Here is a 17,584-nt window from a genome sequence, read left to right as displayed (position 1 = left end):
CCGGCATGCAAGGACTGCTGCACGATGCCGATACGGTCGCCTTGATCTTGTTGGCGCTCCACATCGTGCTCGGATCAATTGCCGCAGTGATGGTCTCGGCCAACCGGAAACCGTCGTCGGCCATTGCCTGGGTGCTGGCGATCATTTTCATTCCCTACCTGGGCACAGTGGCGTTCCTGCTGGTGGGGCGCGGCAAGCTCCCCAAGGCCCGGCGGGAGAAGCAACGCGCCGTCAACGAACTGATGCTTGGACGTACGCCTGGCCTCTCAGCCGTCAGCCACAGTGACGACTGGCCCGCCTGGCTGCGTTCCGCCGTCGAACTTAACCTCAGGCTCGGCGCGCTGCCCATGGTGGGCGGCAACCGCGCCGAATTGCTGGAGGACTACAACGGAAGCTTCCGCCGCATGATCGCGGACATGGATACCGCTGAAGAGTACCTCCATGTGGAGTTCTATATTTTGGCGCTGGATCCCACAACATCTCCGTTCTTCGATGCCATGGCCCGGGCCTGCCAACGCGGTGTGGCGGTCAGGGTGCTCTTCGATCACCTGGCCGCGGTGGGCGACCCCAAATACAAGGCCATGCTGCAAGCTTTTGATGGCATGGGCGCCGAGTGGCACGCCATGCTTCCCCTGCGCCCGTTCAAAGGCCAATGGCAACGCCCGGACCTGCGCAACCACCGAAAACTGGTGGTGATCGACGGAAGGGTGGGCTACACGGGCTCCCAAAACCTGATCGACGCCTCCTACAACAAGAAGCGGAATATCAGACGCGGCCTCCAATGGCATGAGCTGATGGTGCGTTTGGAGGGGCCTGCGGTGCGGGAACTCAACGCCCTCTTCGTCACTGACTGGTACAGCGAGTCCGAGACCCTGCTGCCGTTGGACACTTCACCGGTGATCCTGGGGTCGGAGCCGGAGCTGATTGACGCCCAGGTCCTGCCCAGCGGTCCCAGCTTCGACAACGACAACAACCTCAAGCTTTACACCACGCTCATTTACAAGGCGGAGCACCGCGTCAGCATCACCAGCCCCTACTTTGTTCCTGACGAAGCCATCCAATTGGCCATCATCACCGCAGCGTCACGGGGCTTGAGCGTTGAGCTCTTTGTTTCGGAAGTGGGCGACCAAGCCATGGTCTACCACGCCCAGCGTTCCTACTATGAAGTCCTGCTGCGCGCCGGTGTCCGCATTTACCTTTACCGGGCTCCACAGGTCCTGCATGCCAAGCACTTCACCATTGACCACGACGTCGCCGTTATTGGGTCAAGCAATATGGATGTCCGCTCGTTCAGCCTCAACATGGAAGTCTCGGTGCTGGTCCATGGCCGGTCCATCGTGGACCGGATGCGGGCCGTCGAGGACAGCTACCGCGCGGCGAGCACGGAGCTGTTGTTGGAGGACTGGTTGCGGCGGCCGGTGGGTCAGGTGGCACTGGACAATCTGGCCAGGCTGACGTCGTCGTTGCAATAGCACGCCAGGGTTAAGTCAGTCGTCCAGCTGCAAATACCACGTCACGGCGGCGCTGATTCCCCTGCCCAACAACAGCGAGAAGGCAATGGCGATCACCACAGCGAATTCCGTGGAAAGCCCCGGCAAAAGCCCGGACAGGGCCCCAATGCCCACCGAGTACGCGGACCACAGGATGCCGGCTGCGACGGAGTAGAGGACAAACCTGCCACGCGGGACCGGGGTGATGGCGCTGGCGACGTTCATGGTCAGCCGTCCGAGCGGGACAAACCGCGACGTCAGGACCCACGAGGCGGAGTGCTTGGAAAGACGCTCGCGCGAGGCATGCAGGGCCTTCTGCGTCCGGGGGCCTTGGAGAATCTTCCAGTTGGCCATGTCCCGGCGCCGGACCAATTCATACGCGCCCAGGTCTCCGGCAACCGCTCCGGCCAGCATCGCGGCCACCAAGAGGTATCCGTTGGGAAGGTTGTCGGTGGCGGACAAGGCTCCCAAAGCCACAAACAAGGACGTGGTGGGAATGGGTGGAAAGACTGCCGACAACGCCACGAACATGGCCCCCAGCGGGTAGACCCAGCCGGAATCCGCAGCGCTCATGATGTCCTTGAAAGCCTGCACGGTGAAACCCCTTTCCGGGCTTCGCCCAAGCGTCTCACGGCGGACAACACAATCCTTACGTCCAGGGGCCGCCGCGCGGATCGCCCGTACTGGGTGAATCCTCGAAGTCCCAGCCCTACACTGAAGGAGTGGACGACCTGAGTGGTACCCGCCCGGACCTCTTAAGCCCCCATCCAATGGCGGTTTCCAAGCCGCCCTTGGACTTGCTGGCTCGGCCCCGGCTTGTGGCAAAACTCGATGCCACACCTGACACCGTCCTCCTCTGCGCCCCCGCCGGGTTCGGCAAATCGGTGGTCCTCAGCCAATGGCTTGCCGGCCGGACGTACAACGTCGCGTGGGTGAGCCCGGAGCAACAGGACAAGCCGGCCTTGTGGCCCGCAGTCCTTCACGCGCTCCGGCAATGCCCTGCCATACCGGACGGTGCCCTGGGCCAATTTTCGGGATCCGAGACGAATGCCCACGACGTCCTGAATCACTTGGCAGAGCAGTTGACCACCGTTGAAGGCACCATCCGTCTGGTCATCGACGGCGTGGAGGGCTTCCCGGCAGAAGACCGCGATCATTGGATTCCGGCGCTGTTGAACCACGTGAATCTGCCCCTCCAACTTGTCCTGGCCACCAGGGAAAGCACTGCCGTTGACCCTGGACGCGCCCGGCTCAGCGGGCGGATCCTGGAACTGCATTCACGCGATCTCGCTTTCTCCCTGGACGAGATCAACTCCTTCGCGGCCAAGACCATCACGCTGCTCGGGACACATCAACTGGGCGAGCTGTTCCGACAAACCGGGGGCTGGCCAGCTTGTGTGGTGCTTGCTTTGCGCTCGCTGCGCCAAGCCGCGGACATTGAAGCGTCCGTGGGCGACATTGCAGCCAACAACCGCCCACTCGCCGAGTATCTGGACCATGAAATTCTCCGTACGCTCACCCTGGACGAGCGGCATGTGCTCTCCAGTACCAGCGTGTGCCGTGTCCTGGTGGCCGCGCAGGCCAACGCCCTCGCGGGCCACCGGAACGCCGGAAATGGCCTTGCCGTGCTGGCGGACCGCCACGATCTGGTGGAATCTGCAGGGAGCGGACGGAAGGTCTTCCTGGTCCGGCCTCTGATCAGGGGCTACTTCCGGGCGGAACTTGCCCGGAAGGAGCCGGACGAGTTGCTCCGTCTCCACCGGATCGCCGCGCAGTGGCATGAGCGTGCCGGCGAACCCGAAGCCGCCCTCCGCCACGCCATGGACTCCGCTGACAGCCAGTTGATCGGCACAATCCTCGAACGGCATGGAGCAACCCTCCTGGGATCAGGCGGCGTCACGCGGGTTCGGAGGGCCATTGCAGAGCTGCCGGATTCAGTCCTGGCGGCGAGTCCCAAGCTCTGCCTGGTTGCGGCATTGGCCCATGTGGAAAGCCGTCAGCCCACCACCGCTGCCCGTTACCTGGCCGCCGCGAATCGGTTGTGGACAGAAAACGCACCGTCCGACCTCTCAGAACTCCGCGCCTTGGCAGAAGCCCGCCTTTCCTGGTTCAGCGGAGACTGGGAGAACCAGGACCCCAAAGCCAACGCCGGATTTGCAGCCCTTCCCTTGTCACGGCAGAGCGACATCCGGATCGAAGCAAGGATGGTTTCGATCACCTCGGCCGTGGTCGAGCAACACTACGGGGCCGCCGAAAACGAGGCCCAGGAGGCACTGCTCGAAGCCGTCGAAGCGGGTAACTGCTACCTTGCCGGAAAGGTGTACCTCAAGCTTGCCGGCATCTCCTCCATGCAAGGCCACCTCCGCCGCGCCGGTGAATATCTTCGGCAGGCAGAAGAGAAGCTTCCGGCCTATGCCTGGACGGCGGGAGCCGGCCGATCTGTGGGCGCCCTGATGCATGCCACGGCCGCCCTGCTCGGCGCCGAACCTGCAGCGGCCCTTAAATTCGCAGCGTCGGCAAGTGCGGAACTGGGACAGCTGGGGTCCTCTTCCAAAGGAGTGGGAGCCGCAATGCGCGCCACAGTGGAACTGGTCACTGCGTGCGCCCACCTGGATTCAGGGGATAGGCGGCACTCCCTGGATGGCATGCGGCAAGCCAGGCTGAGGATCGGCCAGGACCACCTCTTCGCCCAGCCCATGGCGGCCTTCGTCGCGGTGATGGAACATACCGCTGCCCTGTCCTTGGGTCATGCAGAGCGTGCCCGCGAAGTCCTGGAGTGGGCCGAGGAGATCATCCCCGGGACGGGCGAATTGTGCTTGCTGCGAGCGCAAGGCCCCGCCGGGATCAGTCGCTTCGACGCCGCAGCCGAACGTCTCCGGCCACTGCACGCGGGCGTCGCTGCGCCCCTGCTGGAATGGACGTGGCTTCACGTGAACGTCCTTGAGTGCTCCATTGCCATCCGCACGGGGCGGCGGACACTGGCCGGCAAACTCCTGGAAGATGCGCTGGGCAGGGCCGACGATATAGGGGTTATCAGGCCTTTGGCCATAGCTCCCCAGGAGGTCATGGACCTGTTGGTGGAACGGGCAGGTTCGCATGGGCCCCACGGGGAACTCGCCAAGCGGTTGCTGGCTTTGAGGCCTCCCGCCGATTCCCGGCTGGCGCCTTTGTTGACGCCCCGCGAGCGGGAGGTCCTCACCCTGCTTCCCTCACACTTGTCGCAGGAACAGATGGCGTCAGAGCTTCATTTGTCCGTGAATACGGTGAAAACCCACCTGCGGATCATCTATTCCAAGCTCGGCGCAGGGACTCGTCATGATGCGGTGTCCGCGGCCTACAGGTTTGGGCACCTGCCGTAGGCCGTGACCTCGGCGAACGCCCATCACTCACCCGATTGGGGTGACCCTGCGGCTATGACCCGGATCTAGTCTGAAAGAATGCTGGCCAAAGACCCCACAGGTTATCCAAGGCATCCATGACAGACGTCGTCGTCACGCTGCTGGTGCTCGTCGTGGTGATTGCTGCGTTCGTGTGGAACCGCCTGCCGGTTGAGGTTGTGGCTCTCGGAGCAGCCTTGGCCCTCTACGGCACCGGCATTGTGGGATTGGACGATACGTTCGCCGGTTTCGGGAGCGGAACCGTGGTGCTGATCGCTGCGCTGTTCGTGGTGGCGGAGGCGATCGATGCCGCGGGTGTCACCACATGGCTGGGAAGCTTGCTGATCAGGTTCTCGGGAACGAGCCGCACCCGGTTGATGGTGTTGATGATGGTGCTGACGGCCTTGCTGACGGCCCTCATCAGTGTCAACGGAGCAGTTGCCGCCTTGTTGCCCATGGTGGTTGTCCTTGCAGTCCGGCTGGGTCGCAGGCCATCGGAACTCCTGATGCCCATGGCCTTCGCGGCCCACGCAGGCTCCCTGCTGATTCTTACCGGTTCACCGGTCAACATCCTGATCCTCAACGCAGCGCTGGACACCACGGGAAAGGGAATCGGGTTCTTTGAGTTCGGGCTGGTGGGGCTTCCCTTGCTGCTGGGAACCATCGGTTTGACCCTGTGGCTGGGACCACGGCTTCTGCCGACCCGAACGCCTGATGCCCTCCCCAAGGACCTGGGTTCCCACAGCGAGACCCTCATGAACCACTACCTCGGCGGCGAGGGGCTGAGCCGGCTCAGCATTCCGGCAGGATCAGCATTGGTCGGGCAGCCGGTTGCGTGTCTTCAGGACGGGCACGACGGCGGCCACCTCCACCTCATCAGCGTGCAGCGGCCGGACGGAAAACCGTCAGGCGGCGCCCTCTTTGAAGGTGGCGATGAGATCGTGGTGCGCGGCGGGCAACAGACAATCGACGCCCTTGCGGCCCGGCACGGCCTCGAACAGGACGACGACGCCACGTGCGGCCTCATCAGCAGTACCTACGGCGTGGCCGAGGTAGTGGTGGCGCCGCGGTCGAACCTCGTCGGCACGGAGGCCTATCCCGGGATGGTCACGGACAGCGGAGACCTGGTGGTGTTGGCCCATCACCATCCGGGTGAGCCGGAATCGTCGGCGCCCACGCTGATCACTGCGGGAGACAGGCTGCTGCTTCAAGGTTCCTGGTCGGCGCTCGATCAACACACGGTGGATCACAATGTGTTGCTGGTGGACTCTCCGGACACCATCCGTCGTCAAACAATCCCGTTGGGGCCGCGGGCCACGCCGGCACTGATCATCCTGGGCGCCATGGTGGTTCTGCTGGCCACCAACCTCGTCCCTGCACCCGTCGCGGCGATGCTGGCGGCACTGGCCATGGTGGTGCTTCGCGTTGTCACAGTTCAGCAAGCCCACCGATCCATGGCCTGGACCACCCTCATCCTGGTGGCCGGCATGATTCCGCTGTCCACGGCCATCACTTCCACTGGCACCGCCGAGATCCTCGCCGAGGGAATGGTGGCGGTGGTGGGTAATGGCGGACCCCTGTTGTTGCTCCTGGGGCTCTTTGTGGTGACTGCCGTCCTGGGTCAGCTGATCAGCAATACGGCCACTGCCTTGATCATCATCCCCATCGCTCTTTCCGTTGCCCAAGAGTCTTCGATCAACCCCTACGCCGTGCTGATGTGCGTGTCCGTGGCCTCCTCCGCCGCCTTGCTGACGCCCGTGGCGACGCCGGCCAACATGATGATCATGCAGCCGGCGGGCTACAGATTTGGCGACTACTGGAAATTCGGGCTGGCCATCATGGCACTGTACGCGGCAGTGGCCATCCTGCTGGTACCAGTGTTCTGGCCGCTGCAGACGTAGCCCGCTCTTCAGGACCAGGACTCCAGAACCAGAACCCAGTGATCGGAGATCGACGCCAAGGCAAACCCGCACACCGTTCCGCCAACCCCGTAGTGAGGTATTCACAACGCCCCTTCCGCGTGAAGGGGCAGAGCACACCAGGAGCAAGACATGGCCAGCGACCACACCATCACTGAAACTCCACCATCTGTCAGGGCGGCATCATGGCTGCCGTTGATCGTGGTGGTCCTCACCCAAATCCAGGCATCGTTCGCCGTCAACGCCTTGACGGTTTCCATGCAGGGCATCACTACCGACCTGGACACTGCAGCGACTTCCGTGGGCACTGCCATTACTGCCGGGACGTTTTCGATGGCGGCCTTCATCCTCTTGGGAGCGAAGCTGGGCGCCCGGTTCGGGACACGCAAGGTGTTCCAGATCGCCGTTGCCATTCACGCCGCCGCCATGGCCGGGGTGGCACTGAGCCTCAGCCCGGCAATGCTCTTCATTGCCCAGGCTTCATCCGGCGCTGTCATTGCCTTGATCGCACCGGCACTCACGGTCTTTATCGCCACCAATTACAAGGACCAGCAGCAAGCCAAGGCCATCGGGCTCCTGGCTGCCGCCATTCCGGCAGCGGGTGTTCTGGCCTTGCTCATCGCCGGCTGGTTCGCCACCACCATTGGTTGGCGCTACTCGTTCGGCCTCATGGTGGTCCTCGGTGCCATCAACCTGCTGCTGAGTTTCAAGCTCAAAACCGTCCCGGCACAACCCCAGCTGAAGATCGACTGGACCGGTTCGATCATCGCCGCGGTGGCCGTCATCCTGCTGAGCTTCGGTTTCAGCGGCCTGTCCGCTTGGGGTACCTGGTTCGCAACCAGCCAAGCTCCATTCGACATCCTTGGACTCTCCCCTGCGCCGCTCCTGATACTCCTCGGAGCCATCGCGGGACAGGTGTTCTTCATGTGGATCCGGAAGCGCCAGGATGCCAAACTGCCCCGCATTTTCGACCTCAGGGTGCTGGCGTCCAGTTCCGAACTCGCAGTGACCGCGTGCATGGCCATCATGCTCTTCGTGGGGACCGCCGCAAACTTCCTGATTCCGCTCTACATGCAGATCGTGCAGGGCCGCTCCAGCATTGAGACGTCGTTCTCGATCATCCCGTACACGTTGTCCATCTTCCTTGCGAGTACTTTCGTGGCGTTCTTGTACGACAAGTTCCCGCCCCGGGCCATCGCGCAAGGCGGCTTTGTCGTGGTGGCCGGCGCCCTGATCCTTCTCGCTTTCACCATCCGCAACGACTGGGGCCAACTGTTCGTCGTGCTGGGCCTGATCCTCCTGGGACTGGGCCAAGGCGCGATCGTCGCTTTGGTGTTCAATACGCTGCTCAGCGCTGTTCCGCGTGAGTTGGCCGGCGACGTCGGAGCCTGGCGTGGACTGGTCCATAACCTCTCCGGCAGTGTGGGCATCGCGGTGGCGAGCGCGTTCGCCGTCGGAATGCTGTCCTCGCTGATTGCCAGCGGCGCCGCCGCACATCCGGACGTCTCCCAGGAGTTGATCTACAAAGTCAACGTCAACGAGGCCGATTTCATGACCAATGCGCAGGTGGAGGCGGTGATCGGCGACCGGGTGAGCAGCCCCACGGAACTGGCAGCCGCGACGGAGGTCAACGAGGAAGCCAGGCTTCGCGCCCTGCAGATCTCCCTGCTGGGATTGTCCGGGCTTGCCCTGCTGGCGATCGTTCCGGCAGGCCGTATGCCCGGCCGGATGAAAGGCGACCTGCCCGAACAGCTGGAACCGGACGATCCCGACGCCATCCCGGAGCCGGGCCTCCTGCCGGACCACGCAGAACCAACCACTAAAGAACGGGCGAAACGGTGAACCACGAACCCTACAAACTGATCCCGGAAGATTTCTCAGCTCTCCCTTCCTTGGACGCCACCGAACCGGAGCTGCACTTCGTGGACGGCTTCGGCACACTGGATGCAATCGGTGTGCTGGTCCCGTCAGAGGGGGACGTTCCGGAGTCCATTGGCCTGCACCGGGAGACGTTGGAGAGCGCGGGGTTTGAGGGCAAACCCGGGACAACCCTGCAGCTGGCCAACGCCTCGGGAACCCTGGTGGTTGCCATTGGCGGTGGAAAGCCCGGCTCCTTGGACGCGGACGGCTGGCGCAAGGCGGCTGCGGCCTTGGCCCGGGCCACGCAGAAGCACTCCCGGATCGGTTTTGAGCTGCCTGACGGTTTTGAAGCAACCGGGACGGCAGGGCTCGACGCCGGTCGGCTGGGCCAGGTGCTGGCCGAAGGCGTGCTGTTGGCCCGGTACAGCTACGACACCCTCAAGAGCAGGGGCAAAGGAACCGCCCTTGCCGAGGTACAGTTCCTGGCTCCCGGGATAGACACCGAGGCCGCTTCACGAGGCCTGGCTACGGGCCTTGTGAAAGTGCGGGCCACCACCATTGCCCGGGACCTGTGCAACGCTCCGCCAAGCCACCTCACTGCCGTTGGATTGGGCTCGGCGGCGAAAGAGCTCGGGGAGCGGTTCGGTTTTGGGGTTGAGGAGTTCGATAAACAACAGCTGATCGACCTCCGCTGCGGTGGCCTTCTGGGCGTCAACGCCGGCAGTGCCCAGGAACCCCGGATGATCAAGCTCAGCTACCGGCCGGACGGGGACGCCACAGGCCACCTCGGCCTGGTGGGCAAGGGCATCATGTATGACTCCGGCGGCGTCAGCCTCAAACCCAGCGACCCCATGCATTTGCTCATGAAAATGGACATGGGCGGCGCGGCGGCGGTCCTTGCGGTCTTCACGGCCTTGCGCGATCTCGGCTGCACAACCGCCGTCACCGGGTTCCTGATGTGCACGGACAACATGCCCTCCGGCTCGGCCTACAAGTTGGGGGACGTGCTCACTACGCGCAGCGGACTCACCATCGAGGTGAAGAATACCGACGCCGAAGGTCGCCTGGTGATGTGCGATGCCCTGACGCTCGCGGTAGAGGATGGCGTGGACGGGATCGTGGACATCGCCACCCTGACCGGGGCAGCCCTGATGTCGTTGGGACAGCTCACCGCCCCGGTGTTCGGAAACGATCAGCGCTTGGTGGATTTGGTGCTGGAATCGGGCGGGCGCGCAGACGAACAACTGTGGCAGCTTCCGCTGGAACGGGCCTACCGCCCGCAGCTGGATTCCGACGTCGCGGACATCTCCAACCTTGGCGGACCCTACGCCGGTTCCACCACTGCTGCCCTGTTCCTGGCCGAGTTCGTGGGTGAAACTCCCTGGGCGCACATCGACATTGCAGGCACCATGCAGTCGGACAAGGACGACGCCTGGCGAAGCAAGGGTGCCACGGGGTTCGGCGCGCGCCTCCTCATCGATCTGGCTCTGGATTATTCAGCCACCTGACCCGATCCACCGCTGACCTCCTGCCGTGACAGCGAAGAGGCCCCGACGCAGCAGCGTCGGGGCCTCTTTTGCATGACAGGCGATTCGGGCGTTAGGCCTTCTTGCGGGTGAGCAGTCCCCAGACGATGAGGACCAGCAGTGCGCCGCCAATGGCGAGCAGCCATGTGGACAGCGACCAGAACTCGTTGATACCCACGTTGAAGAGCGCGCTGCCGATCCATCCACCCAGGACGGCGCCAACGATGCCGAGCAGCAGCGTAGCGATCCAGCCACCGCCCTGCTTGCCAGGCTTAATGGCCTTGGCGATGGCTCCAGCAATCAAACCCAAAACGATCCAACCAATGATTCCCATTTTTCATCTCTCTTTCATAAGTAGGACCCAGTTCGGCATAAGGACGCATGCCGCTATCGACCTGATTGTTGGCTACCAGCTGAGCCGTCGGAGCATGCCGACGACTTGGCTGGCAGACGGCCTGCCGGCAGGATCGGGGTCTGTCATGGCATGGAGCACCATGGACCAGCGCCGCCGAACCGTGCCGGGAATTCGGGGTTCCCCCAGAGTCCTTGCCACCATTGACTCGAGGGGAGGGCCTGGGAACGCTTTGGTTCCGGTCAGGCATTCAAGGGCCACCAAGCCCAGCGAATAGATATCACTGGCTGACGTGGACGTACCGCCGCGCACCTCTTCGGGACTCAGGTAGTGCGGCGTTCCCGACGACGACTTGGGCGCCGAATGACGCCCGTCGATGGCTATCCCAAAGTCGGTCAACTTTGCGATCCCGGGGCCGATGGGGTCCGCGTGGAAGTCCACCAGGATATTTCCGGGTTTGATGTCGTTGTGGACGATCCTCCGGCGATGAAGATGCGTGAGCGCCTTCGCGATGCCGCTCATCCACACCACCGTCTGCTCCGGAGAGGCCGGCTGTTCGTGGAGGATTGACCGGAGGTCGCTGCCGTCCATCAGGTCCATCACCAGAAAGTTGCGGCGTCGCTGGGAGTCCTCGTCCGCCGTCGTGCCCGAACCGAGCACCGCGACGATGTTCTGGTGACGGAGCCGGCTGTGGATGTCCACCTCGCGCCGGAAGGGCGAGTCTTTGACGGGGTCTGTTGTGGCAGGCTCCGTTCCCCGGAAGATCTTAATCGCCACGTGTTTTCCTGTGTGGAGGTCGAGGGCTTCATTGACGTAGGCTTCCGAGCCGCCTCCCAGCCGCCCGCCGAGACGGTACCGTCCGCCGAGGACTACTGCACCGGGCTGCGCTGCAATCGACAGCACCGCCCCTGGCTGGGCCATGCTTGAACACCCGGCCCCGCGATCAGCGCGGACGGCCGAAACGTCAAGCGTGGTCACGCCAGGAGTGTTTCGATCTCGGCGGCCGGTACGCCGGCCACCTCCGCAAGCGCCTGGGGGTTGACTCCGGCGTCAACGGCCTTCCTGAAGGCCAAGGCAAGAGTGTTCTGGGAGATAGCGAGTTCATGCTGGAGGCTCTGGCGGCGAAGAGCGGCGATCCAGACACCGCTCACGGGGTCAATGGCGTCGATGTCCATGCGGAAGCCGCACCCGCAGGCCCACTCCGGCCAGATAGGTTCTACCGAGACCCACTTCATGGCGTCATAGGCTGGTCCGGCAGAGATGGCCATGTGCGACCCGCAGTGCACGGGCCCCACGGGAATTACCTGGTCCGTGTCAACGTGCACGTCATTCTCAGCCACTGGTGTGGAACTTGGTTCACGCAGCGCGACTGTCATCGTCTTCCCACACATTCACTAGTAAGTAGCTTGGCTATCTAGTTATATGTGTACTTATCAATTATGTCCAGCCGAGGCCTCAGGGAGTTGCGACACTGTCGACGGCCCTGCGCATGCGCCGAAGGAACTCCACCACCACGGCGGAGTCGTCTGCACTCAGGGTCTCAGCGGCCTCCATCATCCGCGAATGCATGTCCCCCAGGGTGCTGCGAACCTCCTGGTCGGAGCCAGGGGTGGGTCGCAGAATGAGGGCCCGCCGATCAGTAGGATGCGGTTCGCGGCTCACGTAGCCCGACCTCACCAAGCGGTCTACCAGGGAGGTCATGGACGCCGACGTGACACCGAGGCGGACCGCCAACTCCTTGGGTCCCACATCGCGGCCGGCCCGCTCGGCTTCAAGAAGGTAGCGCAAGGCTACGAGGTCGGTTTCGCCCATCCCCATGGAGGCACGCGTGCGGCGGCGCATGTCGGCTTCGGCCGAGCGATAGTCCCTGAGTGCATTCAGGACGTCTACTGCACCCATTTGCTTGCGGCTCTCCAGCCCATACCAGTAGCCCTGACGCTCACTTTTGTCGCTCATCACCAGTCCTTCGTTAGACATGTATCTAGCTTGTCTAAGCAATCGATACTAGGTCATAACGTCAAGGACCGCTGGCGTCCGCCCGCTCAGGCCCTGGACAGGCGCCCGCGCACCCGACGCCAGACCGCCGGACCCACCACTACTGCGACACCGACGGCGGCACCAATGACGGTCTCGATGATGCGGTCCCGCAGGAGCAACCCAGGATCTACCGGCGCCGCCAACAGCGTGGCAATCAATGCCAGCGGCGTCACGAAGACCTGTGCCACCAAGTACTGCCGGGCGATGAACATCTCCGCGCCGAACTGGCACGCGGCAATCACCAGGACCATGGCCCAGGGCGCCGGGTTGAGCCACAGGATCCCGGCCAGCAGCACCAGTCCAATGACCGTTCCGGCGATCCTTTGGATGCCGCGGCTCACCCGGTGACGCGTCGAGTGGCCCACCAGCGGAACCACGGCCGCAACCATCGCCCAGTAGGTGTGCCCGAACCCGAGCCGCTCCCCCACCAGTGTCGCAATGGTCCCCGCAAGGCCCGCAGCAATCAGGTAACCGCCGCCTTCCAGCCAGATCGCCCGGCGCTCGGCCTCGGTGTGACGGATGGGAGGCGGCCGTTTCCACGGTGTCCTGTGGCTCTTGACCACGCGGGACGACATGCCGATCAGCAGGCAGAAAACAGTGGTCAGAACCGATACCAGCATCGCCTCCCACAGAGGCGGTTGTGCGGCGATGGACGCGATGGCGGCAAACGCAAAGATGTGAAAGAGCGAACCGCCCGGACGGAGCCTCCAGGCAGCCACCACCACGGAGCAGACACCGGCCACTACGGTGGTCGCGGCGGTCAGAAGCCACGAATAAGCGGCACCTTCCAGCCCCGAGCTCTGCGCAAAGCGGGCCATGAGAGTCGCAACGAGAATGATGAAAAGCATGAAGCCGCCGGCGCGCAACTGACTGCGGAAGCGAATGCTATGGGGCTCGTTGCGGCCATAAATTCCGGTGAAAGCTCCGAACGAGGCAAACACTGCCAGGTCCAGGCGCCCGATCAGCGTCAGCGTGATCAGTGGTACGAACACACCTACAGCGCAGCGGAGGGCGGGATGGTGGTCCTTGTTTCCAGGACCCATCGTGAACATTTCCGCTACAGCCTTCAAGGGGGCGGCTCGCCTTTCGTCGCAGGATCAAACGTACGACGACGGCGCTGGCGTCCGCTTCAAGGTTACGCTCCGCACCCCTCACCACGTGGAGTTTTTGTACAGATAGTGCCCCTCATCACGCGTCTTCAGGGCATTATCTGTACAAAGACTCCGGGGTCAGAAGCGGGAAGCTGCGAGGCTGGTGACTTGGGTCGTGGAGAGCGGGTTGCCTGCAATATCAGTCACTCCGGCTGCCGGGGTGAAGCCCGGAAGTGGCGTCGGCGCAGCAGCCACAGTGAGTGCTCCGGGGCCGCCCGCTCCCAAGGTGATGGTGAGTGTCTTGTCGCCGGGGTTCCACGTCAGGACAGAGCCGCTGGTGTTGTTCCCGGCGAAGGTGAGGGCCGTGCCGGTGTAATTCCCACCGAGTGCCACACCGCCGACCCTCAGTGACGGGCAACCCGCCTGGGACACGGTCAGCACGTCGCCTGCGCTGATGTTCACCAGGACCTGGCTGCTGCCGTTTCCGCTCTGGGTCTGCGTCGTGGTGTTGCTGGTCCAGGCGCTGCAGATGGTGTTGGCCATCAGTGCCTCGGAGAAGGTGAGCTTCACGGAGTCGCCCTGCTCTACGACGCCCAGGGTTTTTCCTGCGGCGTTGTTCAGCTGAACCGCAGTGACTGTTGGCGCAGCAACGTCCTTGGTTGATGTTGCTGTCCCGGCGGGTCCGGTGTTTCCGGCCGCATCGCTTGCGCGGGCCGAATATGAGATGGTTCCGTCAGTGAAAGCAGCGAGGTCGAGCGGCGCGGCGTTCCACACGCCGCTGGCAAGGGTGGTGAGAGTCTGCGTCACCGGCGCTGCACCCGCGCCGGACACCGTGAGGGTCACCGAGGAGTTGGCCTCTGCCGTTCCACTGATGGGAACGCTGCCGACGGTGGTCTGGTTGATGTAAGTCGGCGCAGTTACCACCGGAGCCAAGGGCGCGGTGGTGTCCGTGACGGGTGTGGTGGCAGTGCTGCGCTGGCTCTCCGTTCCTTGCCACAAGGAAAGGGTGGGCGTCACGGTGTAGTACCAGGTTCCCGCGGGCACTGCGGCCTCAACGCAAACCAGTCCGGCAACCGTTCCCGCGCATCCACCTGTCGCCGCAGCCTTCGTCCCGCCGGTCGCGGAACTGTAGCGGGCAATACTGTAGCCGGTCACGGACCGTCCTGCCGCCGTCGTGCTTGCCGTCCACGAAACGGTCACGTTGGCGCCGGAAATGGCGGTAGAAGGCCGGGCACCTTGGGCTACCGAGTCGGCCTTGACTGCGCCAGGCCCGCTGCTGATGGAGCCCCAGAAAGCGCTGGCCGCAGGCCCTCCCCACGAAACGAGGAGGAGGCCGGCCACGATGATCGCGAGCCTGCTCCGCCAGCCGAACACAGCAGGCGCGCTCAACTCGGCGGGCAGGGTCCGGTTTTGACGTTGCCGGTTCACTTCCGTACCTCCAGCGTGACGGGAACGGTGAATTGGGCGCCTTGGCAGCCGGAGGCCGACGCCGCGCCCATGCCGGCCGCGCCTGGGAGCGTCAGCAGGATGGATGAGTTCGCCGGAATCAGCACCGGTGAAGCCAGCGGCGCTGCCGGAGGCGTGAACGTGACTCCCGTGGTGGTGCAGCCGGGGTGGCCGGCATCGGCGGTCACGGGCCCGTTGGCTGCGAAACCGTAGACGGTTACGGCGTGCGGGTTGGGGTTCGAAGCGCGAAGGAGGACATCGGCGGTTCCGCCGGGGACCAGGCTGGTCTGCAGCGTGTCACCCGGGACCAGCGCGTCCACCGTGACGGCCTGCATGGTGCCATTGCTTGCTGATCCGTTGCCAGTGCCCGCAGCGGCCCAGTAGGCGTAGGCGGTTCCTGCGCCGCCCAGAATGCAGAGTGCCACAGTGGCCGCAGCAGTTCGCGCAAGCCGGCCAGTGGGAAAAGTGCGGGCTGTCGTTTTCATGTCAGTTCGCCTGTCCCGTGCCGCTGAAGGTGAGCCGGACGGTGGCACCTTTGCAGCCGTCCTGGAGCTGTGAGGTATCCAGCATGGTGATGTGGGGCCATTTCGACTCGGGCACCCCCAGCGATGAGAAGGAGCGACTCCCCGGTGCCACGGTCAGCGGATACGTTCCGGAGTACTGGGCGAGTGTGTAATCGGCCGTGGTGCACGGCAGGTTTGCGGCCACCGCAGCGGGAGTCCTCACTACCTGGCTGATGGCAACAGTCAGATTGTTCACCGCGATCCCCTTGTTGTTGGGGTTGGAGATCAGCAGGTCCACGGATCGCGACACTCCCGGGGCCAGCAGCCCGCTGACAGTACCGCTGACGTCGAAGGTCCGCTTCACCTCCAGGACATGCAACTGCGCCCGCGCCGAGGCCTGAAGAGTTCCGGCCGTTCCCTTTACGGTGAAGTCCGACTTTCCAACCGGGGTACCGGGGGCTGTGGTGACGGTCAACGCCACCTGAGCGGCGCCTCCGGACGTCAACACCACCGACGACGGCGACCATGCGGCTGCCGCTCCTGACGGCAGACCCGTGACGGCGAACGTCACCGGTCCCGTGAAACCTCCCGTTGATGCCGCGGACAAGGTGTACGTGGCGGATTGCCCCTGATCGACTGTTCGACTGGAGGGTGACAAGGTCACGGTGATTCCTTTGATGGCCTTGGCTTGACCACCCTGTGCCCCACTTGCGGCAAGTGCCCCCAGAGGCACCAAAGCCACTAACAGCGCCAGGAGCAGCGTGCGTAGTCGCATTGTGACTCGGTGCAATGGCGCAGTGCGCTTTGGCCGGGGGTCCATGGAAGCTCTTTTCGGACGTGTTCAGTGCAGGGCAGAAGGGTCAGCCGGGGATCACCACTCGCAGGATGATCCCCGGCAGGCCGGTGCTACAGGCTGGAAACGTTGACCGTCACGATTGCCGACTTGCAGGCGTCCTGGTTCTCGGTGGTGCTGTCATTGAACTTCAGGACACCGCTGCCCACTGATGCGCCGGCGGCTCCGGCCGCCACAGGGCTGTTGCTGGTCACGGCGGTGACCTCGAACCAGGCGGGAAGGCAACCAGCCACGTTGGTGGTCACGTTTGCGGAGAGGGCGCCAACAACCGTGCTGGAGGAGGTGGAGTTATCGGCCGAGTAGGCCACATTGACCTGGTTGCCTGGTGCGAGGCCAGCGGCGAACGTGGCGTGGAGCGTCACCGTTCCGCCACCGGCGGCGTTGGCGGCCGAGCCGTTGCCCGAACCCGTGGTGGTCCAGTAGGCGTATGCGGCCCCGCCGCCCACAGCTACCAATGCCACGCCAGCGACGGCGGCGGTGATCCGGCTCTTCTTGGAAAGCTTGCGCATGATAAGACTCCTTGGTTTTTCTCTGTCCCGGGGAGTCGCATCGCAACCCCCAGAATCCGAACGTTGTTGTCGGCTGAAGCGATGACCCCATGTTTCTGTGTGCCAGGCTTCCGTGACTACCCTTGGGTGTACGCCTCTTTTAGGCCCGAACAAGGGGTCAGAAATACGCTCATCGCGGATGCAAGTACTCAGGTTCTTGCCGCGGACTACTTGGTTGGGCGCCGGTAAATGCAGTCAGGGCGGGGCGGCGGGTACTCAGCGACGTGGACACTTCCTGGCGGGCCGGCAACGACTTCCGCGGCCGCCACATCACACCTCATCGAGCATCCTGCGCGAACATTGTGCCCGTCTTGAGCAAAAACTGCGCTGGCGTTCGAAGCTTTCGGTTTGATGACTTAACCCCCGACGGCGCTCAGTCACCTCTGAGAGGTGACTGACCGCCGTCGGGCATGAACGCTTCCGGGTGTAGAGCTGGATGCCGTCGATGCCCGGCTTAGCCGTGGGCGGCGAGGATGGTGGAGGCTTCCTGGCGGGTGGTGCCGGAGGATTCGATGTGGGCCAGGGCGGCCGGGATTTCCCAGCCCTTCTTCCGCATCGCGGTGGCCCAGAGGCGCCCGGCCC

Annotated in this window: 15 protein-coding genes and 1 pseudogene; 5 read left to right on the top strand and 11 right to left on the bottom strand. The window is 63.9% G+C overall.

Annotation, left to right across the window (positions count from 1 at the left end):
- The first annotated feature begins 5 nt into the window (after positions 1 to 5).
- Entirely contained in the window at positions 6 to 1,472 is a 1,467-nt protein-coding gene (gene cls, locus RQH14_RS22295) for a cardiolipin synthase (protein ID WP_311215295.1), read from the top strand.
- A 15-nt stretch (positions 1,473 to 1,487) separates the two neighbouring features.
- Here the strand turns inward: cls and RQH14_RS22290 are convergent, their stop codons facing one another.
- Positions 1,488 to 2,084: a VTT domain-containing protein gene (locus RQH14_RS22290; protein WP_311215294.1), complete on the bottom strand. Its 597-nt coding sequence runs from the start codon at positions 2,082 to 2,084 to the stop codon at positions 1,488 to 1,490.
- A 128-nt stretch (positions 2,085 to 2,212) separates the two neighbouring features.
- Here RQH14_RS22290 and RQH14_RS22285 point away from each other — a divergent pair, with 128 nt between their 5' ends.
- The 4 genes from RQH14_RS22285 to RQH14_RS22270 all read left to right on the top strand — a co-directional run bounded on the left by RQH14_RS22285 (position 2,213) and on the right by RQH14_RS22270 (position 10,154).
- Positions 2,213 to 4,849, top strand: a complete 2,637-nt coding sequence (locus tag RQH14_RS22285; protein ID WP_311215293.1) for a LuxR C-terminal-related transcriptional regulator — start codon at positions 2,213 to 2,215, stop codon at positions 4,847 to 4,849.
- A gap of 116 nt (positions 4,850 to 4,965) precedes the next feature.
- A complete protein-coding gene (locus tag RQH14_RS22280; RefSeq protein WP_311215292.1) occupies positions 4,966 to 6,768 on the top strand; it encodes an SLC13 family permease in 1,803 nt (600 codons plus the stop codon).
- 150 nt (positions 6,769 to 6,918) lie between these two features.
- On the top strand, positions 6,919 to 8,628 hold the full coding sequence (locus RQH14_RS22275) for an MFS transporter (RefSeq protein ID WP_311215291.1): 1,710 nt from the start codon (positions 6,919 to 6,921) through the stop codon (positions 8,626 to 8,628).
- Positions 8,625 to 10,154, top strand: coding sequence for a leucyl aminopeptidase (locus tag RQH14_RS22270; protein WP_311215290.1), 1,530 nt, complete (start codon positions 8,625 to 8,627; stop codon positions 10,152 to 10,154). Before RQH14_RS22275 ends, RQH14_RS22270 begins: the two co-directional genes overlap by 4 nt.
- Before the next feature lie 91 nt (positions 10,155 to 10,245).
- On the opposite strand, the gene RQH14_RS22265 is transcribed toward RQH14_RS22270, so the two are convergent.
- The 10 genes and pseudogenes from RQH14_RS22265 to RQH14_RS22220 all read right to left on the bottom strand — a co-directional run.
- Entirely contained in the window at positions 10,246 to 10,506 is a 261-nt protein-coding gene (locus tag RQH14_RS22265) for a GlsB/YeaQ/YmgE family stress response membrane protein (protein ID WP_311215289.1), read from the bottom strand.
- Between the two features lie 72 nt (positions 10,507 to 10,578).
- Positions 10,579 to 11,502, bottom strand: coding sequence for a serine/threonine-protein kinase (locus RQH14_RS22260; RefSeq protein WP_311215288.1), 924 nt, complete (start codon positions 11,500 to 11,502; stop codon positions 10,579 to 10,581).
- Positions 11,499 to 11,849, bottom strand: a complete 351-nt coding sequence (locus RQH14_RS22255; RefSeq protein ID WP_311215287.1) for a hypothetical protein — start codon at positions 11,847 to 11,849, stop codon at positions 11,499 to 11,501. The genes RQH14_RS22260 and RQH14_RS22255 overlap by 4 nt, the downstream gene beginning before the upstream one ends.
- A 130-nt stretch (positions 11,850 to 11,979) precedes the next feature.
- Positions 11,980 to 12,480 (bottom strand): MarR family transcriptional regulator, encoded by a 501-nt coding sequence (locus RQH14_RS22250; protein WP_311215286.1) that lies wholly within the window; start codon positions 12,478 to 12,480, stop codon positions 11,980 to 11,982.
- 86 nt (positions 12,481 to 12,566) lie between these two features.
- Complete coding sequence (locus tag RQH14_RS22245) at positions 12,567 to 13,631, bottom strand: FUSC family protein (RefSeq protein WP_311215285.1); 1,065 nt, start codon at positions 13,629 to 13,631, stop codon at positions 12,567 to 12,569.
- A gap of 159 nt (positions 13,632 to 13,790) precedes the next feature.
- Positions 13,791 to 15,080: an Ig-like domain-containing protein gene (locus tag RQH14_RS22240; RefSeq protein WP_311215284.1), complete on the bottom strand. Its 1,290-nt coding sequence runs from the start codon at positions 15,078 to 15,080 to the stop codon at positions 13,791 to 13,793.
- On the bottom strand, positions 15,077 to 15,583 hold the full coding sequence (locus RQH14_RS22235) for a hypothetical protein (protein ID WP_311215283.1): 507 nt from the start codon (positions 15,581 to 15,583) through the stop codon (positions 15,077 to 15,079). The genes RQH14_RS22240 and RQH14_RS22235 overlap by 4 nt, the downstream gene beginning before the upstream one ends.
- 1 nt (position 15,584) lies before the next feature.
- Positions 15,585 to 16,265, bottom strand: coding sequence for a hypothetical protein (locus tag RQH14_RS22230; RefSeq protein WP_311215282.1), 681 nt, complete (start codon positions 16,263 to 16,265; stop codon positions 15,585 to 15,587).
- A gap of 242 nt (positions 16,266 to 16,507) precedes the next feature.
- Positions 16,508 to 16,963, bottom strand: coding sequence for a hypothetical protein (locus RQH14_RS22225; protein WP_311215281.1), 456 nt, complete (start codon positions 16,961 to 16,963; stop codon positions 16,508 to 16,510).
- Positions 16,964 to 17,456: 493 nt separating this feature from the next.
- Positions 17,457 to 17,584: pseudogene (locus tag RQH14_RS22220) on the bottom strand (lipoyl synthase); the annotation flags it as partial.

Origin of the sequence: Arthrobacter sp. WCS2018Hpa-7, assembly GCF_031843805.1 — a bacterium.
In the GTDB taxonomy this organism is placed as follows: domain Bacteria; phylum Actinomycetota; class Actinomycetes; order Actinomycetales; family Micrococcaceae; genus Arthrobacter.
The sequence above is the reverse complement of the archived record's forward strand: the minus strand, read 5'-3'. Positions and strand labels throughout refer to the sequence as shown.